This is a genomic window from Anaerobium acetethylicum (genome assembly GCF_900096945.1).
Classification (GTDB): domain Bacteria; phylum Bacillota; class Clostridia; order Lachnospirales; family Lachnospiraceae; genus Anaerobium; species Anaerobium acetethylicum.
On sequence record NZ_FMKA01000004.1, the window covers coordinates 153,113 to 173,456 of the forward strand.

The window sequence follows — 20,344 nt, forward strand, 5'->3', positions numbered from 1 at the left end:
GTTCATCTGCCCTTTCGCTGTTTTTTGCGCTGCTGTTCAGTCATGCCGACCAAAACCTGCGCTATATCTGTGATGCTTCCGCCTCCATGGTGCGTACCATGGATACGAAGGTTTTTGCCACTTCATAAAGTCTTTCAGTAGAAATCCCTGTTTCCTTCTGTTCTGAGGCAGCTTCCTTCTTCATGGTTTTCCCTGTCATCAGATCAAACCTTGTGACATCCAGGTTCTTTACCTGTACATATTCGATATGCACGCTTCCTCTTCCGTCTGGCATCTGTTTCTCCAGTTCAGCCTGCATATTTTTTAATGCTGCAAGGCTTTCCTCCTGTTCCGCTGCTATATAGCCTGTTATTCCGTCTTTCCCGACGAAAAATTCTGCCGCTGTCCTGCCTGCGCTTCCTCCGTCAGTCACAGCCTTGATGCTTCCTGCTGCTTCTCCGCCTCGAATGACAGTCAGCCTCATGGCCGAAATGCTGTCGCCGTTTATGATCGGGATTTCGTATTTCTCTCTCCGCCCGAGGTTCCGGGCAAGCGCTACTTCATGATGCAGTGCCTGCAGTTCCCGCAGATTGACGGAGGTCATAGCTTCCTCATCAGCCGCTGCTCCCAGTATTTTTTCCGCATACTCACTCAGGTTCTCATAAGCCTTTTCCGCCATCTCCGGCGAGCCAAGGGATTCCCCTATGCCGGCCAGTGCTTCTTTCAGGCCTTTGTCTAAAAATCCTTTGTTTCCACCGCCGTCTGCTTCTCCATATTCCTTTGCGGCCTTCAGCAGCTTCCTGAATGTGCTGCCGGGAGCCGCCGTCATGTTTCCTGCTGCAATCAGGCTGCCTGCCGTAACAGGCTGCCCGAAGTCTGTCAGAAGCCTCACTGCTGCGGTCTCTGCATGTTTCAGATCTCTCAGCTGTTCAAGACGGCTGCTGTAATAGCCGCTGCCCTCCGCCTCTTCTTTTCCAATCGCCTGCTCCGATATCCTCCAGGCAGCTTCCTCAAAGGGGATATTCAAAAAGTCGCCCTCTTTCATCAGCTCTTTTAGTCCTGAAGGAGTGATTTCACCAAGCATCTGCTCTGCCAGACCTGCATAGTAAGAGTTCCCGGGAGATTTTGAAAAACCTTCGTTGATCTGATCGGAAATGGAGATTCCTTTCCGTACCGTGCCTTCAAGAGCACCGAATCCGCCATCAACGGAAGCATCGATTCCTTTGCTCCCTGCCTGCCGCACTCCCTTTAACAGATTCTTCAGGCTCATGCCGACTCCCTGATCCAGGACAGAGCCGATTGCCCTTCCTCCTGTTTTTTCAATCTGGCTGATCAGCCTGTATATTCCGATAAATGAGCTTCTTTCCGCTTCGGTTATGCTTTCATTCTGCTCAAGCTTCCAGAGAAATTCACTGTATTTCTGGTTTTCCAAACCGGGCTTTTCCCCATTGATTTTTTCAATTTCCCCGTTCAGTTCATCTATCTTCATCTCAAGAGGATTGATATCTTTTCTGATAAGCTCCAATGCAGCTGCAGGCGTCAGATTCCTGATGAGCCTGTTCACGCAGGCATCTGCCTCCCTGACCGATGCTATGGAATCTTTCGTCAGCTCCATGCTGTTGTACCCCAGAATCCTTGCGGCCCTGCGGTTGGATTCCGTGGTTTCGAGGCCCATTCCCTCAAGAAGGCTGTCAATGTTCCCGAATGCCTTGCTGATCGAATCTCCCATGTCGCTGCGTGGCCTTGTCATCAGCGTTTCGTAGGAAGCATTTGCCTTCTCATAATCGGCCTGCAGGGCTTTCCCCTCTGCATAAAGCGCCTTCACCCCAGGCAAGGAAGCCCTTGCTGAAATGCTCCCCAGGATGCCGCAAGGAAGGTTCTTCAATCCTTCTGCCGTCGCACAGGTCTCTTTGAAAAGACTGATGCTTTCCTGTGAAATTTCTTTCTGCGGACCTGAAAGCAGTTTCTTGTAATACTCCTCTTCCATGACTTTCAGCTCATCCACCAGTTTTTCCAAGGGTTCCGTCTCTATTATGATTCCCCTCTTCAGGAGTCCGATACTCGATTGAAGGGTCATCTGCAGCCTCAGCTCTTCAAGCCTCCGTTTTGCCGTCAGAAACTGCATACCGCCTTCGTCCTGGACTGTCTGGCTGTCAGAAAGGGCATCTCCCTGTGCTGTCCCAAGGTTATCAGGCCCCCTGCTGTCCTCAGATCCTGCCTTGGAAAGGTTTCTGATATTGATTTCATTCCCGCTATTTATCAAAATCCTGATGCTTTGATCATCTGCATTCTTCAGGATTTCGACAGCAGCCTCCGCTCTTCTGAAAAGGTCCTGTTCCCCGGTGAGCAGTGTCTGCACCGCCTTTTTTCCTCCCGCAATGGCGTTTGCAATATTTTCAGCCAGCTCCTCCGGCTCCCGTGGTATGACGATCGCCTTGTATTCCTCCATGGTGCGGAAGGATTCGGCAGTCAGTTCCAGGCCATTCTCCAGCATCCATCCTGCATCCGACATAGCAGCCCTGTCTGCCTGATATCCTGCACTTTCAATCACTTTTTTCACCTGGGTTTCCATCTGGCCTCCTGCCATCATGGATATCGCTTTCCCTGACTGTCTTTTTCCGGATGCACCGCTGTGCTCTGCCTTATACAGATTTTCAATTGTCGGCTCCAATCCATTACTGAGCAGATATCCGGCTGTTTCTTCTTTTACAGTTGTCAGGCTCTCTGCCATTTCTGCTGCCGTCAGCGCTTCTCTGACAGCATCCTCTGTCACCGGAAGATTCTTTTCCTTCATTTTCTTCGCAATGCTCTGGGCCATCTGGGCATTTCCCATGAACTTTCGGATCTGCTCCATATCCACATCCGTAAGCCCTCCAGGCAATACTTCTCCCCCTGCTGCCAGTGAAATCCTGATTTTATCCACAACTGTAACAATGGTATCCACTTCTGTATTCCCAGGATCAAACCCTTCTCTGCTGAGAATCCGGCAATCCTTCTCCGTCATGGTATCTGCGAGCAATGCTATCTGTTCCCTGACTTTTTCCACATCCTGATTGGCGGCGGCTTCATCTATATTGGTTTTTCTATTTTCCAGCATCCCTGACAGGCATTTTTCAATCTGAACCCAGCTTAACCCCGACGGGCTCTTATCAGCTCCGCAGGTGCTCAGGATTTCCGATGCTGAAAGTGCTGTTTCCTGCATTCCCTTCGCTTCCGCCATCTGTCCTGCCTTTATTATTTCACCTAAATTTCCCGTCTCAACTCTCATCTTCGTCCGCTCCGTGCCCTGCAGTATCTCATGCAGTATAATGATGTTTTTGGCTAACTATCCATAACCCCTGTCCCGCTGTCTCAGTCTTACCGCCGGAATCCGCTTTTCTTACTAGTATTTCGACATAGAACCCAGATTCCTTAATCCCCCGGATGGAAAATGAACTGCAACAGATCAAAGAGTCTCACTTGTCAGACTCTCGCACCGACACGCAGCCGATTCTGCGACATATTCTTCCAGCGTGTCAAAAGCCCTCTTCTAACGTTCGCTTCGTCAATTTGCACATTCGCCAGCCAATACACAGTAATGCAAAACATGAATTGATGAGCAGCTTTATGAAGACGTTGGTATTTAGGCCGCGTACTTTGAGGCCTTACGTACCACTACGTCTTCATCTAAGCGAGAGCGCGCTGCGAATCAACATGTTTTGCATCACGTCCTGTTTCTCGAAACCTGTGCAAATTGACGAATACCTTTGTGTATATGGGCTTTTGACACTCCATTCCTTTAAATAAAAAAACAGACTGCTGAAAACCAGCTAGTCTGTTCTTTATTATTTCTATTCTTCCGCTATCCTTGCTGCAAATTCCCTGGCTTCACTTAACCGCTCATGAAACTGCATATAGAAATCTTTTTCTGGATCGTATGGTTTTCTATAAAAATGATTCAGCACATACATGTTAATCTCTTTGATCACATTACCATCCCGGGTACTTCTGACAATATTCTGCAGATCCTCCAGCAGATAATGCCAGTCTTTTACAAACTGCTCATTATTCTTTAAATCTGGCGTGTCAATCCACTTCCGCACCTTCACTTTCGTTTTGTTCTCTTTTTTACATTCATGAACCTGCAGAAAATATTTGAATTCACGATTCTCATAGTACCTTCCAAGGGGAAACAGCCTGCAGATTCCCGGTCTGAATGCGTGGATGCTGCATCTCCCTTCACTGTTAAGAAACACACATCTTTCTGATGCACCTGACATCTTAAGATTTGGCATAATAATTCCATCCACCATATTCAGTTCAATTCTATCAGCTAATAATTCTTCAAATGTATTGTTGAAATTCTTTACGAACCGGAAAATATCAAGAGGGTCTAAAACAATCGAATTCCCCATGCCCTGACAGCAGGCAGAACATCCCTTACAGTCGTTGCAGTCCGCTTTTACCAGATCATTTGATTCATACAGTTTTCCGTCAGATATTTCCTCAAGACTCACATTCCTTTTCATTTTGCTTCCTTTCTGTTTCGATATTGCTTTTCAAAAATTATCTTCATAACAATTTAAATATCATTCCTGATGATGCCTCTAATTCAACCTCCAGGAATCCACTTTCCGGTTTCACTGTTTTCCCGGAAAGCAGCTCTGCCGCCTCAGTACATGCCACCGGAACCGGTATCCTCATATGGCTTCGATTCGTGTCATTGTTCACGGCTACCACTGCCGCTGCATCTGCTGAAATCCTGGCAAATGCATACTGCCTGTTTGTCAGGCACAGCTCTTTATAGTTTCCTTCAGCGAAAACAGGGTTCTCCTTTCGGATTTTTCCCAGTCTCTTTATCGTTTCCAGAAAATCGTCTCGCCCAAATGCAATCGTCATTTCCTCCAGATCAAGGGCCGGCCTTAGTCCGTCATCAGATCCGTTTATCTTCCTTCCCTCGATTCTCCACTCCCCGCCATAATAGATTGAAGGCACACCCGGCAGCATGTACAGCAGTATGTATACCGGCAGTATATGCCTCTTCTCATTAAGAATGCTCGCGATCCTGTCCACATCATGGTTATCGACGAAATTATACAGGCTGATATTCCTGTAGATTCCACCGTTTTCATCCGACTGCCTTTTCACCGTATGCGCAATCTCAAAATAGTTGAAGTCGTTATGTCCCGAATAGAGGCCTTTATAGAGCTCATAGTTTGTCACTGAATGCATCATTTCGCCATTGGCCCACCGGCTATAGTCTCCATGAATCACTTCGCCCATAAGCCAGAAATCCTGCTTCTCCTGGGACGTGATTCTCCTGGTTTCTTTTATGAACTCGAAATCCAGACAGTCCGCACAGTCAAAACGGATTCCATCAATATTGAAGTTCCTGATCCAGCCCCTGATTATATCATATAAATATTCCCTTACTTCCTGATTTCTCAGATTTAGTGCAGGGAGTTCATAATAGTTCCTCCAGGCTCCATAACTGAACCCGTCGTTAAAATGGGTATTGCCGTAAAAATCCACGTTCTGGTACCAATCCCTGTACCTTGAGTTTTCACGGTTTTTCCTGATATCCTGAAATGCCGGAAACTCCCTGCCTGTATGATTGAATACGCCGTCAACGACGACTTTGATTCCCGATTTATGGCATTCTTCAATAAAGCTCTTAAATCCTTCATCCGACCCCAGCCTGTAATCCACGTGGCTGTAATCCTTTGTATCATAGCCGTGGCTCATCGACTGAAAAAGCGGACCTATATATACTGCACCGCACCCGAGCTCCTTTATATGCGGTATCCATCGTTCCAGGCCGCTGAATCCATGTGATTCCACCGACGCACTGTTGATTTTTTCTGCTCCCACCATTCCCAGCGGATACATGTGGTAAAATACTGTATTTTCATACCATCTGCTCATTATTTCCTCTCGCCTCCATTCTCCGTATGTCAGCCTCTAATCATCCTATTGTAACAATCCAGGACTACCGAACAGTTACATCTGCTTGCCGCTATCGCATAATTTGAATGTTCTTATGAGATAACAACAGTCGGCCTACAACTGTAGGCCGACCTGATAAAAACACTTCCTGTTTTTCCTTTTGTGCTTCCCGCTTTTCTGCAAAAACAGTACGCTTTTATACCTCAAAATCTTTTTCTTCCAATATCATCATATTGGATTTATTGCGTTTTCTTCCGGAAATCCTGCCCACAATCTTCTGTAATCCTTTTTTTCTAGGTCCCACGATTGCTTTGTCAATAATTTCCTTTACCTCTTCTAAACTTGTCGATACATCGTCTTTCTGCAGGTTTCCGATTTTTCTATAGAAAGCAAGCACTCCGATATCATCGATGCAGTAATTCAATTTTCCGGCATAATACTTTCCGAATTCGACCAGCTCGTCATTGGTATATCTCGGTATTTTTATCTTTTTCGTGAATCTCTCAGCAAACTCAGGATTTTCAATGAATAAGGTTCCGATTGCTCTGCTATTGTCTTCGAGAACAATCATCACATCAGAATGAGGCTTGTTCATAAAATACAGCAGATTTTCAATCGAATTCTCTGACAGACCTCCTGCATCTTCTATCAGAAGGACTCCCCCTAACAGTTTATCAATGATCGTCTTGATATCCTTTTCATTCAGAGATTCTGCCGTAATTCTTGCGACCCTTCCGGCTCTTCTGTCCTTCTCTTTCTCAAAGAATTTGATAATGCTCATCGCAAGGGTTGTTCTTCCCGTACCTGCATCTCCCATAATGACGAAATTTCCACGACCCGGCTGATTGATCCTGGTCTCAAAATCTATTCCGGTATCGAAAATATTATCCAGCTGCCTATCCAGACCTTTCATAAATTTGAAATCAGCAAATTCTTTTTCCCTGAATCTTTCGAGAGCCTCTTCCTTTATTTCAATCAGAGGATTCTTTTTAGCCTCAGTCCTGTCCGGAACAGTATCTACAGAAATTTGAATTTCTTCAGCTGGGGTTTCCAGAACAAGAGTCTCCACAGATTCCTGCCTCTCTTCCAACACATCCTCAAACTGTATTTCAGTTATTGGTTCCGGAGCATCCGGTAATTCCTTTTCTGGTATTTCCTTTTCTGAGAAAGTAAATACTTCTTCCATTATGGATGGTTCTTGAGATACTTCTTCCGGCACTTCTTCAAGCTTTTCTTCAGGTGCTTCTTCAGGTGCTTCTCCTGGTGTTTCTTCAGGTTTTTCCACTGCTTCTATTTCTGGGCTCATTTCCGTTTCTGGCAATTCTTCAGCATCGGATGCTGCTGGTTTATTTTCCTGCTCCGTAATGTACGCCAATCCTTTTAAGAATTCTGCGACCTCAGATTTTTCCTGAATTCTGACATCCTGATTATTTTCATATGAGTCTGCATATCCGTCATCATCCGGATATCCAATTTCTCGCGGATAATCTTCTTCTTTATATTCTTCTTCTTTTGTGTCTTCAATTGCTTTAGCATCCTCGACCTGATTGGCTTCTTCTACTGCTTCCGCTTCTTCTACTGCTTCCGCTTCTTCTACTGCTTCCGCTTCTTCTACTGCTTCCGCTTCTTCAGCTTCTTCCGCTTCTTCAGCTTCTTCCACTACTTCAGCTTCTTCCACTACTTCAGCTTCTTCCACTACTTCAGCTTCTTCCACTACTTCAGCTTCTTCCACTTCTTCAGCTTTCTCTGCTTGTTCTACTGCTTCGGCTTCTACTGCTTCCGCTTCTTCAAATGCCTCTGCTTTTTCCACTGCTTCCGCTTCTTCCGCTTCTTCCGCTGCTTCCGCTGCCTCTGCTTTTTCCGCTGCCTCTGCTTCTTCTACTTCTTCCGTTTCTTCAACTTCTTCAGCTTCTTCAACTACCTCTGCTTCTTCAACTACCTCTGCTTCTTCTACTTCTACTTCTTCCGTTTCTTCAACTTCATCAGCTTCTCCAACTGCCTCTGCTTCTTCAGCTTCTTCCACTTCTTCAGATTCTTCTGCCTCTGCATAATCTGGCTCGATCGTGTATACCATTTCTAAAACCTGATCAATGTCTTCACGCTCTTCCGGAATATCACTGGATTCCATAATATTTTCGAAATTCTCATATTCCATTTCGTCCGGATATTCAATTTCATCATCTTCTTCCATTTTTGGCAGAATATCTGCAAGGCGCTCCATGATATCCTTTGTTTCCTGTAGTGCTTTTGTTTTTGCTTCGCTCAATTCCTTGTGTTTTATGACTGACTGCGCTTCAATATTTGCCTTCTTTTTATTATCCCATTCAGCAAGTATTTCATCTATTCGCATCTGACCGGTAATCTGCTTCTCTACCTGGTTATCATTATCATCTTCAGCCTGTCCTGGGATGAACTCTTCCGGGCTTTTGCTGCCGATTCCTATTTTCTCTTCTTCAGCATCCTTTTCTTCCCTGAGCTCCTTGATCTGGCTATCTTCTACAAGTTTTCTGATGTTATGGATTGTACCTTCTACAAATTCCTTTGCATTTGCATTAATAATCTGCTGCATGCTTTTCGCAAGTTCCGCCTGAAGGTTTCTTGTATCGAATTTGCCTATCGACAACGGCTCTATATGAACTACAGGTATTTCAAAATCATCCTTTTTTTCTTCAGGAACAACTGGATTCACTTTCGATTTTCTTTCACTTCCGAAAATCATATCTATCTCCGATTGCTGATCTTCCTCTGTTTCCTGCTCGGCTTCCTTCAGTTCAGCCTCTTCCTTTTGTCTGGAATTATACTCATATCGTTCCTGCTGGTTTTCTGTCAGGGGCTGATGAAGCATCTTCAGCTCCATCGCCTTTTCAACATATTGACCTTCGCTGAACCACAGAATCAATTCGTCACATTCTTCTATACACTTATTTTCCATCCCCTCCTGATGATAAAGAAAAGCAAGTTCATACGCCCATTCCTCGTAATACTCCTTTTTCTTTAAGATTTCCAGGATTGAAATAAGTTCTTTTGCATCTGCGCCCTTTGCCTTACAGATTTTATATTTCAAAATGTAACGGCTGGTATCGTGCGGTGCAATTCGGGTGAACTCCTTATAAAACTCGATTGCGTCGTTGTAGTTCTTTAATAAAAGGGATATTTCGACCAGTTTATATATTATCACTCGTCCTATTGGAGAGCGTTCATATGCAATAAGTAGTATCTCATAACTATCTTCATATTTTTCATTTTTTTCGTAAATATCGCTGACCATACATAACATAGAAACATTTCTAACTCTTCGCCAATTGATAGAGTCGGCTATTTTCATGGCTGCTATATAGTCTTTCTTCTCAACCAGCTTCTTTATCTGGTCTGCTTTTACCCGGTATTCGTATTTGTCCAATAGCATCACCCCTAAATAGTTTCATAGTTTTAAGTGTATCACAGCGCAAAATGCTTGTCAAAGTATTAGCAGAATATTATCACTCTTCCCTGTTATTGCCAGTTAGTTCCTTCAGACGCAAGAATAGCCGCTACAACCTGATTGTCATAACGGCTATTCTCTATTCAGTTTTATTTTCATTTTTTTCCTTTTTGTATTTGATTCGGAGAATTTGGTTTGTGATACTTTCCCGCTTCACAGTTTTTATTGAATGCGTTTTACGGCATCAATAGCAATATCCTTTCTTTTAGTGAATCCAGAGCTTCTAATAATGCATCTTACATGATGCTTATTTTCAATGATATGATCACAGATCCAATCTAAATATAGTATTATGTCTGTAGACTAATTTATATATATTCAAATGTATAAATTAAAACTTTATAATATATGTTTGACCGATATATGATTTTATCACTTTTAAAAAGTGTTTCTTCACACAGCTTTTTAAAATCTCCGAACTTTTTTTGTGGCATTCCTTCAATATGATGACAAGCCTCACATTTATTTTTTAATCCGACGTTTGTACTCCGAAACATTTGTTTTTATTGTTTTTTTTATCGCGGATTATTTGATTTTCTCAAATTTACTATAAATATTATCTCTTGCAGGAATTGCTCCTTGTCATACCACTCATATTGAACTACTATCACTGTCTATTTCAATGGTACACCTCCTCATCCTGTCCCTTTCACTCATGTCCTTTGGAGACATTGGTTTAAGGTGAAGTTTTCACTTAATCATGACACCTGTTTTTGTGGTTCTCAGTCTTTACAATGTTGCTCATTAGACTGCTCGTTTAGATTTTAATCTCTTAAATATCTAATTCCTTGAACCTGATCTGCTGACCATGCATTTTTTCCTCCCGCTTATTCAGCTGCTTCAGTCATCTTATTTGTCAGTTCTTTAATTTCTTAAAGTTCCGGCTTTTCAGATTTCTTACTGCTTAGGCTTTTAAATCCATTTATTTCCAATTTTTCGAGCTTTTCGTCATTCTGAATATCTAATCACTTAAATACCCGGCCTGAGTAATTTTGCCCTGTCTACTGGATTTTCATTTCATTAAGTTCCTAAACCATCGGAGTTATACGTCAGCGATTATAAATTCTTAAATTTAATTGATTCCAGAGCTTTTGATTTTTTGACTTATTGATTCTTGATCTTTCAAATCCTTGAATCACCTTGTTCTTAAATCTTCTGCTTTAAAATCTTTTAATCTTTGAATTTATTGATTCTTGAATTATAGGATTCCTAACTTTATTCATCTTGTTTTTTTGATTCATGAATCATTGACTTTTTGTTTTTCCAATTCTTGATCTTTTGAATTCTTGATCTTTTAAATCCTTGAATTCTTTCTTCTTGAATTTTCCAAACAATACATTTCTAATTCCTGAACTTCTAATTACTTGATTTCAAAATTCCTGAACCTTTTATTTCTTGAATCTATTTTTAAGGTGTTTCTGATTAAGTAGTTGTTATTAGGTTAATATTATAATAGCATGGCCTTTGCTTATTGTCAACACTATTTCATGTTTTTATTTATATTTTTATTTAATTCATCTTCCATATATTGTATAACAGATAATTGTCTTAATTGTCGCGTATTTTGGATTAATATTTTTATCCATCTCAACTTTATGTGAATTCATATTTTTCACAGAAGCCATATTATGTTAACTGACTTTATCTTGCACTTTCATGTAAAACGGAACAAAGCCGACTTATTTTCCCTCCGGTATAAAAGAACGCCCCCGCTTCCACCTTACATAAAGGCAGAAACGAGGGCATTGATTATTAGAATAGTTACCTGGAATCTTCTATTGTTCTCTGTAGTAGTTGATGAGACAGCCTTTCAGGATAATATCCCTTTCGTCATCTGTCAGCTCTCCTAATTTCAATTCGAATTCTTTCAGTTCATCCCCAACAACATATGCTTTGATTATAGCAGATTTTTCCCTGATTGCTGCTGCAATTCCAGGAACGAAGATGTAATCTCCATTTTCAAACGGAAGTTCTTCCACATCTGTTAAGAATGGAAGCATGCCCCAGTTGATCAGGTTTGAACGGTAACGCTTTGTAGCATATTCCCTTGCAATATTAGCCATTCCGCCTAATACTTTCTGGCATGAGGCTGCCTGTTCACGGGCTGAACCGTCGCCAGGTTTTACAGCAAAAATAGCGCTTCCTACTGCTGTTTTATTTTCATCAAGATCTTTGAAGACCTCTTTTACTTTTGCGAATGCCTTTGCAGCTTCTTCGTCTTTCGATGCTGGATTTTCTCCTGCCTGACGCGCTTCTTCAATAGCCCTTACTTCTTTTGCGCGTCCCACATAAGCAGGATCCTTACGTGAAAGGGTGTATTCAGCAAGTCCAAGCGGATTCGAACGGAAGGATGAAGTTTCTCCTGAAGGGATCAGCTCATCTGTGGTAGTTACAGGGTCGTGGATTACAGAAACAACCTTTAACATCACGTCTTCTGTAAGAGCTCCCATTGCCGGCCAGTCAACGATTCCAGGTCCGAATTTGATCTCTGCTGATGTGTCTGCTTTTCCAACACCGTTGTAAACGCGGTTTTCATAAATATTCTTATCAAAGAAATATTTCGGTTTCGTGTATTCAACATCAATATCCATAGCTGATGTCAGGTAGCCTTTATTTGCTGCAGTAGCTGCGATTGAACGGGCATCCATAAGGGCAACAGAAGCAATCTGGCCGTTGTTCAGCTTAGAGCCTTCACGGTTAGGGAAATTCCTTGTAGTATGTCTGATGCTGAGGCCGTTGTTTGCCGGAACATCTCCTGCACCGAAGCATGGTCCGCAGAATGCAGTCCTGATTGTCGCGCCTGTTTCCATTAATTTTGCGATACTTCCGTTTTTCACAAGTTCCATAAAGATCGGCTGGCTTGCTGGATATACGCTGAGCGAGAACTCATCAGCTCCTATGAATTTGCCGTTCAGGATATCTGTAGCATCGCAGATGTTTTCGAATCCGCCACCTGCACAGCCTGCAATAACACCCTGTTCAACATACAATTTTCCGTTTCTGACCTTGTCCTTCAGGGAGTATTTCACTGATCCACCAAGGCTTACAAGAGCCTTTTTCTCAACTTCATCTAAAATGTCATAGAGGTTGGCGTTTAATTCATCAATCGTGTAGGTATTGCTTGGGTGGAATGGCATAGCGATCATCGGTCTGATTTCGCTTAAGTCCACATAAATCATTCCGTCATAGTATGCAACCGGTGCCGGAGCAAGTTCCTTGTATTCTTCTACTCTTCCGTGGATATCATAGAATTCCTTTACTTTCTCATCTGTTACCCAGATCGAGGAAAGACAGGTGGTTTCAGTTGTCATAACGTCAATGCCGATACGGTAGTCAACGCTTAAGTTTGCTACGCCTTCTCCGACAAATTCCATTACCTTGTTGTTTACATATCCGTTAGCAAATACTTTCCCAATGATTGCAAGCGCGATATCCTGAGGGCCTACACCTTTGGCCGGAGTGCCTGTCAGATATACGCCTACTACGCCTGGCATGTTGATATCGTAGGTTTTTGACAAGAGCTGTTTTACGATTTCAGGACCGCCTTCGCCCATTGCCATTGTTCCAAGAGCACCATAACGCGTGTGGCTGTCAGAACCTAAAAGCATCTTTCCGCCGCCTGCAAGCATTTCCCTTGCAAACTGGTGGATTACTGCCTGATGAGGTGGAACATAGATTCCGCCGTATTTTTTAGCACATGAAAGTCCGAACATGTGATCATCTTCATTGATTGTTCCGCCTACTGCGCAAAGGCTGTTATGGCAGTTGGTGAGCACGTAAGGAACAGGAAATTTTTCAAGTCCGCTGGCCCTTGCCGTCTGGATGATGCCTACGAACGTGATATCATGTGATGTAAGCCTGTCAAATTTGATTTTCAGCTTCTGCATGCTTCCTGATGTATTGTGGCTCTCTAATATGCCATATGCGATTGTATTTTTAGCCGCTTCTTCTTTGGAAGGAATGCTGTCGCCTAATTTGCTTTTCAGGACCGCTGCTGCTTCCGGGCCGTCTTCTATAATTTCCCGGCCATTTAATAAATATGCACCGCTATTGTATAATTTTATCATAATCAGATGCTCCTTTACTTTGCTTATTTTGGTTTCTCACACTATTATAGAGTGACACCCTGGTTTTTGCAAGGTTTTCCATGCGCTTGTCCGCATAAAACTAACATTTTAAGTTACTGGTCACAGAGCGGACAGCAACACATTTAAAATTCCCTGTTCTCTACGTATTTCATGTAATTCGATACCATCAGCGCAATCTTGAACGTCAGTGCATCATCAAAGATCCTTATATCCAGCCCCGTCGCTTTCTGAAGTTTCTCAATGCGGTAGACCAGGGTATTCCTGTGTATAAAAAGCTGCCTTGATGTCTCGGACACGTTCAGATTGTTTTCAAAGAATTTGTTGATCGTGGAAAGCGTTTCCTCGTCAAACTGTTCAATCACGTTTTCCTGAAACAGCTCCTTCATGAACATTTCGCAGAGCGGGATCGGAAGCTGATAGATAAGTCTTCCTATTCCAAGGGTGTTATATGCGATTATCGTCCTGTCACTATAGAATATCTTTCCAACGTCAAGAGCCATTTTTGCCTCTTTGTAGGACTTGGAGACATCCTTGATTTCTTTCACTATGGTTCCATAAGCAACCCTGACCTGCATCATCGCCTCTGCATTGATCATATCCACAAGGGTTTCTGCCGTCCCTGCTATATCTTCATAGCTTTCCTGCTGCTTCAGTTCTTTTACAAGGATGATATTCTTCTCATCCACTGCTGTGATGAAATCCCTGGAATTTCCGGCATAAAGGCTCTTCACGGTTTCCATTGCCGCAATATCCTTTTCAGCTTTTGTTTCGATCAGGAATACCACACGCCTTGCCTCTGCATCGATATGCAGGCGTTTCGCCCTGTTGTAGATATCGATAAGCAGAAGATTGTCCAGAATAAGATTCTGCATAAAGTTATTCTTGTCGAATTTCTCCTTATAGGCAGTGATCAGGTTCTGAATCTGGCTCACCGCAACCTTCCCTATCATATAGGCGTCTTCGCTGTCCCCTTTTGAAAGGAGGACATATTCAAGTTCTGTATCATCGTAGACTTTAAAGAAATGATACCCCTGAATCACCTGGCTTTCCGCCTGGGATTCGATGAATTTCTGAACCTGTTCCTTTTTGTCCGTTTCCCCAGCCGATGTTGATGCCTGTTCGATTCCTTCTAAATCCATGATGCTGAGTTCAATTCTCGTAATCGCTCTCAGTTCTTCAATACTCTTCTGTAATATCTGGTTTGATATCATCTTTTTCACCTCAATCGATTTTGTCTTACCTGCTCCCTTTCGGCAGCCCGGATTTCCATAATAGTATCATTTTTATCCTATTATCCATGTGTTAATACTAAATTATTTTTCTGCAAAAGGCAACGATTAAAAAAAGGGAATGCACACTATATGCATTCCCCTTCAAAGTGCTCTCTGCCTCAGGCATCACTAACTTCGGATACCTCAGAGCCTTTGCACTATTTAGTTTGAAATTGTTAATCCTGTTTCTTTGTCGAATACATGAATCTTTTCAGGGTTAAGAGCAAGTTTGATTCTATCTCCGTTCCTTGCAGTTGTACGAGGATCTACTTTTGCTGTCATGTTGAAGCCTTCAACTTCGAAATGTAATAATACTTCCGCACCTAACATTTCATATACATTTACAGTAGCCTGGATTACAGTGTTAGGGTTTGAAGAGATTACCATTTCTGAATCGCTTAAATCTTCAGGACGGATACCGAGAACAACTGTCTTGCCTGCATAGCCGCCAGCAATTACTTTTTTCGCTTTTGCAGGTGGAAGAAGAAGTGAGTAAGGTCCAACTTTAAGTGTTACGTTTTCTCCTGATACTTCGCATTTTGCATCTAACATGTTCATCTGTGGTGATCCGATGAATCCTGCAACGAAAAGGTTGTTTGGTCTGTCATATAAGTTCTGTGGAGTGTCGATCTGCTGCGCAACACCGTCTTTCATAACAACGATTCTTGTTCCGAGTGTCATAGCTTCTGTCTGATCATGTGTTACATAGATGATTGTAGTGCCTAATCTCTGATGTAATTTAGAGATTTCGATACGCATCTGTCCTCTTAATTTTGCATCTAAGTTTGATAAAGGTTCATCCATAAGGAATACTTTAGGATCACGAACGATAGCACGTCCCATAGCAACACGCTGTCTCTGTCCACCGGATAAAGCCTTTGGTTTACGGTCTAATAATGATGTAAGGTCAAGAATTTCTGCTGCGTCCCTAACCATTTTATCGATCTGGTCTTTTGGCATTTTTCTAAGTTTAAGGCCGAATGCCATATTGTCATATACTGTCATATGAGGATATAACGCATAGTTCTGGAATACCATGGCGATATCTCTGTCTTTTGGTTCTACGTCGTTTACTACTCTGTCTCCGATTTTTAATTCGCCTGAAGTGATTTCTTCAAGACCAGCGATCATACGAAGTGTAGTTGATTTACCACATCCTGATGGTCCAACGAAGATGATGAATTCTTTGTCTGCGATTTCTAAGCTAAAATCCTTTACTGCCTGGAATCCATTAGGATAACTTTTGTTAATGTTAGTTAATGATAAACTTGCCATTTTTTACTTCCTCCTGATAAATGATTATTATATTATCTGCAGCCCGACTGCTTTTCTGTTCTGTTATCACTATACATTAATTTAAGGATTCCCGCCATATTCCAGTTGCCCAAACTTTTTTTGAAACCCTTGTAAAATCTGCTTACACAAGATCTTCCGGTCTTCTTTTTATGGCAACCTGCCGAACCCTGCGAAAATTCCTATACAAGTTGTCCAAAACATCCTCCGATGAGCTCTCCTTCCTAACAGGACGTGATACAAAACATGTTCATTCGCAGCGCGCTCTCGCTTAGATGAAGACGTAGTGGTACGTAAGGCCGCAAAGTACGCGGCCTAAGTACCAACGTCTTCATAAAGCTGCTCATTGAATCATGTTTTGCATCACTGCGTGTTGGATGGCGAATGTGCTGATTGATGAAGCGGAATGTGGCACATAGGACCGCAAAATACGCGGCCTAAGTGCCAACGTCTTCATATCATAGGAAAGTTCGCCCTATGATATGAAAACCCTCCGGGGAATGTGCAGTCGGGCTTCTGGTATTTGATTGACTATCGTCAATCAGCCCTCCGCACTGCAAAGTGTTTTCGCCTTCAAGTTTTAAGTTAGTGGAGCTGATGCGGCGAAATCACTTTGTTCTAAAGTTGCTCATCAATTCATGTTTTGTATCACTGCGTGCTAGCTGGCGAAAGTGCAACTTAACGAAGCGAAACTTTGTAAGAGGGGATTTGACACGCTCCTATGAGATAAAAAAACCGGCCCCCCCGCTCCGACAAAATGAATTGTTCGAACGGGGGCTCCGGTTTTTATTGATTTGCATCAGCTCAATTGTGCAGGACTCTGTCCAGCACAATTGAAGCTTCTCCTGCTTATACTTCGAAAATAAGATCTCCATATGAAGGGAATGGCCAGAATGCTTTGTCTACAAGCATTTCAAGCTGATCGGCAGGATTTCTTAATTCTGCCATTGCTTTTGTAACTTCATCCCTGTAATAAGTTGCCTGTTTCTGGGAATCTCCTTCCATTTCTGCAGCGATTGCTGTAACATCCTGCAATTTTGAAAGAGCTACCTTCATGTCTGAAAGCAGGGCTGACACTTCAGTCAGGAGTTCGACCTGCACGCTGATATCTGCTGCATCGCATGCTGTCCTGATTGAATTGATTGAATTTGCAAGTTCTGTAGAGAACCTGATAACAGCAGGGATGATCTGTTTTGCTGCAATGTCGATCATTGCTCTTGCTTCTATATTGATTGCTTTTACATAAGCTTCATACTGGATTTCCACGCGTGATTCCAGTTCTGCTTTTGTAAATACTTTGTGCTTTTCAAATAAAGCTACTGCCTTTTCTGTCTTGAGGGCAGGAATCGCATCTACCATGCTTCTGAGGTTTGGAAGTCCTCTTCTTTCAGCTTCAGCTTCCCATTCTTTTGAATAGCCGTTTCCGCTGAATACAATTCTCTGATGTTCTGAAGCGTATTTCTTGATGAGGTCATGTACTGCTTCTTCAAAGTCCGTTGCTTTTTCAAGAATGTCTGCTGCTTCCTTGAATACGTCTGCAACGATTGTGTTGAGTACGATGTTAGGGGATGCAACTGAATCTGAGGAACCGACCATACGGAATTCGAATTTATTTCCAGTAAAGGCAAATGGTGAAGTACGGTTTCTGTCTGTAGCATCTTTCGCAAGATCCGGAAGGCTCCTTACGCCTGTATCAAGCTTGCCTTTCTGGATGCTGCTTGTTGCTTCGCCTGTGCTGATCAGCTGTGAAAGTACATCTTCAAGCTGCTCTCCAAGGAAGATTGAAATGATTGCAGGAGGCGCTTCATCGGCTCCGAGCCTGAGGTCATTTCCTACGCATGCTGCTGATTCACGAAGAAGGTCTGCATGCAAATCTACCGCTTTCATGATTGCTGTCAGAACGAAAAGGAACTGGATGTTTTCATGAGGAGTCTTTCCAGGTTCCAGTAAGTTGATTCCGTCATCAGTAGTGATTGACCAGTTGTTGTGCTTTCCTGATCCGTTAACGCCTGCAAACGGTTTTTCATGAAGAATACATTTAAGGCCATGGCGGCTTGCCACTTTCTTCATTGTTTCCATTGTAAGCTGATTGTGATCAACTGCAAGATTTGCCTGGCCATAGATTGGCGCAAGCTCATGCTGTGCAGGTGCTACTTCATTATGCTGTGTCTTTGCAGTCACGCCGAGCTTCCATAATTCCTTATCAAGGTCTTTCATGTAGGCACCGACACGTTCTCTGATGATGCCAAAGTAATGTGTCTCAAGTTCCTGTCCTTTTGGAGGCATTGCTCCGAACAAAGTACGACCTGTAAAAATAAGATCTTTTCTCTTTAAGAATTTTTCCTTATCTACAAGGAAGTATTCCTGTTCCGGTCCTACTGAAGGAGTTACGCGTTTTGAAGTCGTGTTTCCAAACAGTCTGAGGATACGGAGTGCCTGCTTGTCGATTGCCTGCATGGATCTCAGAAGAGGAGTCTTCTTATCTAATGCTTCGCCTGTATAGGAGCAGAATGCTGTAGGGATGCAAAGGGTCTTTCCGATTGCTCCTTCTCTGATAAATGCAGGTGAAGTGCAGTCCCATGCTGTATATCCGCGGGCTTCGAATGTTGCCCTTAATCCGCCTGAAGGGAAAGAAGAAGCATCCGGTTCGCCTTTGATCAATTCTTTTCCAGAAAATTCCATCATTACTTTTCCGTTTGCTTTCGGAGCTGAAATGAATGCATCCTGCTTTTCAGCAGTGATATTAGTCAGCGGCTGGAACCAGTGGCTATAATGTGTAGCTCCTTTTTCAATTGCCCAGTCCATCATGGCATTTGCCACAACGTCTGCTGTCATAGGATCAAGTTCCTCGCCAGTCTCAATTGTCTTCCTAAGCTGCTGATACACTTTTTTAGGTAAGTGTTCCGCCATTACTGCATCATTAAATACATTCTGTCCAAAGACCTCTGTTACATTAAATGTTTCGCTCATATCTTCCCATTCCTTTCAATACTGATTCATCTGGCTAGTTCCAACCGTACTGATTTCACAGACCACATAACCATAGTATACACCATAAACAACAAGAAATCATAAATAAATGTGCATAAAAAAGGGCAGTCCTCTCGATTGGAACGCCCTTGTTCTTCTTAGTTTTACTTTATAAGTCGGGAACCTTAATTCCACTCTTCCTATAAGATACATTAATATTTTCTAAAATGCAAGAAAAAAATTTCACTTAAAAATCTTTATGCAACTTATATACTTTTCAAGAAATCGGCGAGCTGCTTTTGAACATAAAAACGTAACTGTTCACCTACTTGTTAACACCATGTGTTTTTATGTGTACCGGGAAGCAAAAGTCAAAGGAAATCCGCCGTTCATCCACTTCATACTTTTTTCATTTGATTTTGACAGGCAAACCCTATATAATTAAATACCAGATAGGTTGCAGACTTTCAGAACTGCCTTCCCCTGTCCGGTGGGCAAGATACCTTTTGACCCCAACATCATACTATATATAATGAAAGAGGTTAGATATGAACAATTTATTCAGCATGGATAACAAATTTTTCACTTTCATGAATAAGGTTGCCGATTTGATAATCCTGAATATTTTATGGCTTATTTGCTGCATCCCGATTGTGACTGCCGGCGCATCCACAACAGCGCTCTTTTACTCGACAATCAAGCTGGTCAGAGGCGAGGAATCCTATGTGTCAAAGGATTTTTTCAAATCCTTCAGAGAAAACCTCAAACAGGGCATCCTGATCTGGCTGATTATGCTGCTTGCGGGACTGATCATCGGAGCTGATTTTTATATACTGTATGTCTCTGACATCTCTTATAAAATTTATATCCTTCCCGTATTCCTATTCATTGCCCTTATTTATTATATCATTCTGCTTTATATTTTTCCGCTGCTTTCAAAGTTCGAGAACACTACAAAAAACATGTTTAAGAACGCGCTCCTTATCGGAATCAGAAATCTTCCTCTGACGATCCTTCTGGGAATCTTCACAGGGATCATTGCTGTGACAGCCTATATATTCGTTGCTTTGATTCCTCTCTGGCTTTTCCTCGGAGTAGCTCTGGCAGCATATCTGGCTTCCTTCATCTATTCGAAAATATTTGAAAAGATTATCCTTTCAAATGATGAAGCTGATAAGGATGACAAAGAAGGACAGGATGATAAAACAGAGTAATCGTTAACAGAAACAGGACATTTTCCCTGTTCGGTAAAAAGAAGATGCAGGCGGTCGACAGACTGCCTGCATCTTCTTTTTTATTTTTTCTCTGATCAGAAATCTCTGGTTTCCAGTCCAGCC

Annotated in this window: 9 protein-coding genes; 1 reads left to right on the forward strand and 8 read right to left on the reverse strand. The window is 42.5% G+C overall.

The features are described from left to right. Nucleotides 1-61: 61 nt before the first annotated feature. The 8 genes from BJR36_RS05985 to BJR36_RS06020 form a co-directional block, all read right to left on the reverse strand. Complete coding sequence (locus tag BJR36_RS05985; protein WP_091231534.1) at nt 62-3,247, reverse strand: DUF6240 domain-containing protein; 3,186 nt, start codon at nt 3,245-3,247, stop codon at nt 62-64. 562 nt (nt 3,248-3,809) lie between these two features. Continuing rightward, nucleotides 3,810-4,487 carry a YkgJ family cysteine cluster protein gene (locus BJR36_RS05990; protein ID WP_091231537.1) on the reverse strand — a complete coding sequence of 226 codons (678 nt, stop codon included), beginning with the start codon at nt 4,485-4,487 and terminating at the stop codon, nt 3,810-3,812. Nucleotides 4,488-4,530: 43 nt separating this feature from the next. After that, the gene (locus BJR36_RS05995) at nt 4,531-5,883 is read right to left on the reverse strand and encodes an alpha-amylase family glycosyl hydrolase (RefSeq protein WP_091231540.1); all 1,353 of its coding nucleotides are present in this window, start codon (nt 5,881-5,883) and stop codon (nt 4,531-4,533) included. A 217-nt stretch (nt 5,884-6,100) separates the two neighbouring features. Continuing rightward, complete coding sequence (locus tag BJR36_RS20220) at nt 6,101-9,304, reverse strand: P-loop NTPase family protein (RefSeq protein ID WP_169823605.1); 3,204 nt, start codon at nt 9,302-9,304, stop codon at nt 6,101-6,103. 1,856 nt (nt 9,305-11,160) lie between these two features. After that, nucleotides 11,161-13,452, reverse strand: coding sequence for a hydratase (locus BJR36_RS06005; RefSeq protein ID WP_091231543.1), 2,292 nt, complete (start codon nt 13,450-13,452; stop codon nt 11,161-11,163). 143 nt (nt 13,453-13,595) lie between these two features. Further along, nucleotides 13,596-14,684, reverse strand: a complete 1,089-nt coding sequence (locus BJR36_RS06010; protein WP_091231546.1) for a PucR family transcriptional regulator — start codon at nt 14,682-14,684, stop codon at nt 13,596-13,598. 222 nt (nt 14,685-14,906) lie between these two features. Then, nucleotides 14,907-16,019, reverse strand: a complete 1,113-nt coding sequence (locus BJR36_RS06015) for an ABC transporter ATP-binding protein (RefSeq protein ID WP_091231548.1) — start codon at nt 16,017-16,019, stop codon at nt 14,907-14,909. A gap of 867 nt (nt 16,020-16,886) precedes the next feature. After that, nucleotides 16,887-19,007: a glutamine synthetase III family protein gene (locus BJR36_RS06020; protein ID WP_091231551.1), complete on the reverse strand. Its 2,121-nt coding sequence runs from the start codon at nt 19,005-19,007 to the stop codon at nt 16,887-16,889. Between the two features lie 548 nt (nt 19,008-19,555). Between BJR36_RS06020 and BJR36_RS06025 the strand changes: the two genes are divergently transcribed. After that, nucleotides 19,556-20,221 carry a YesL family protein gene (locus tag BJR36_RS06025; protein ID WP_091231554.1) on the forward strand — a complete coding sequence of 222 codons (666 nt, stop codon included), beginning with the start codon at nt 19,556-19,558 and terminating at the stop codon, nt 20,219-20,221. The last annotated feature ends 123 nt before the right edge of the window (nt 20,222-20,344 follow it).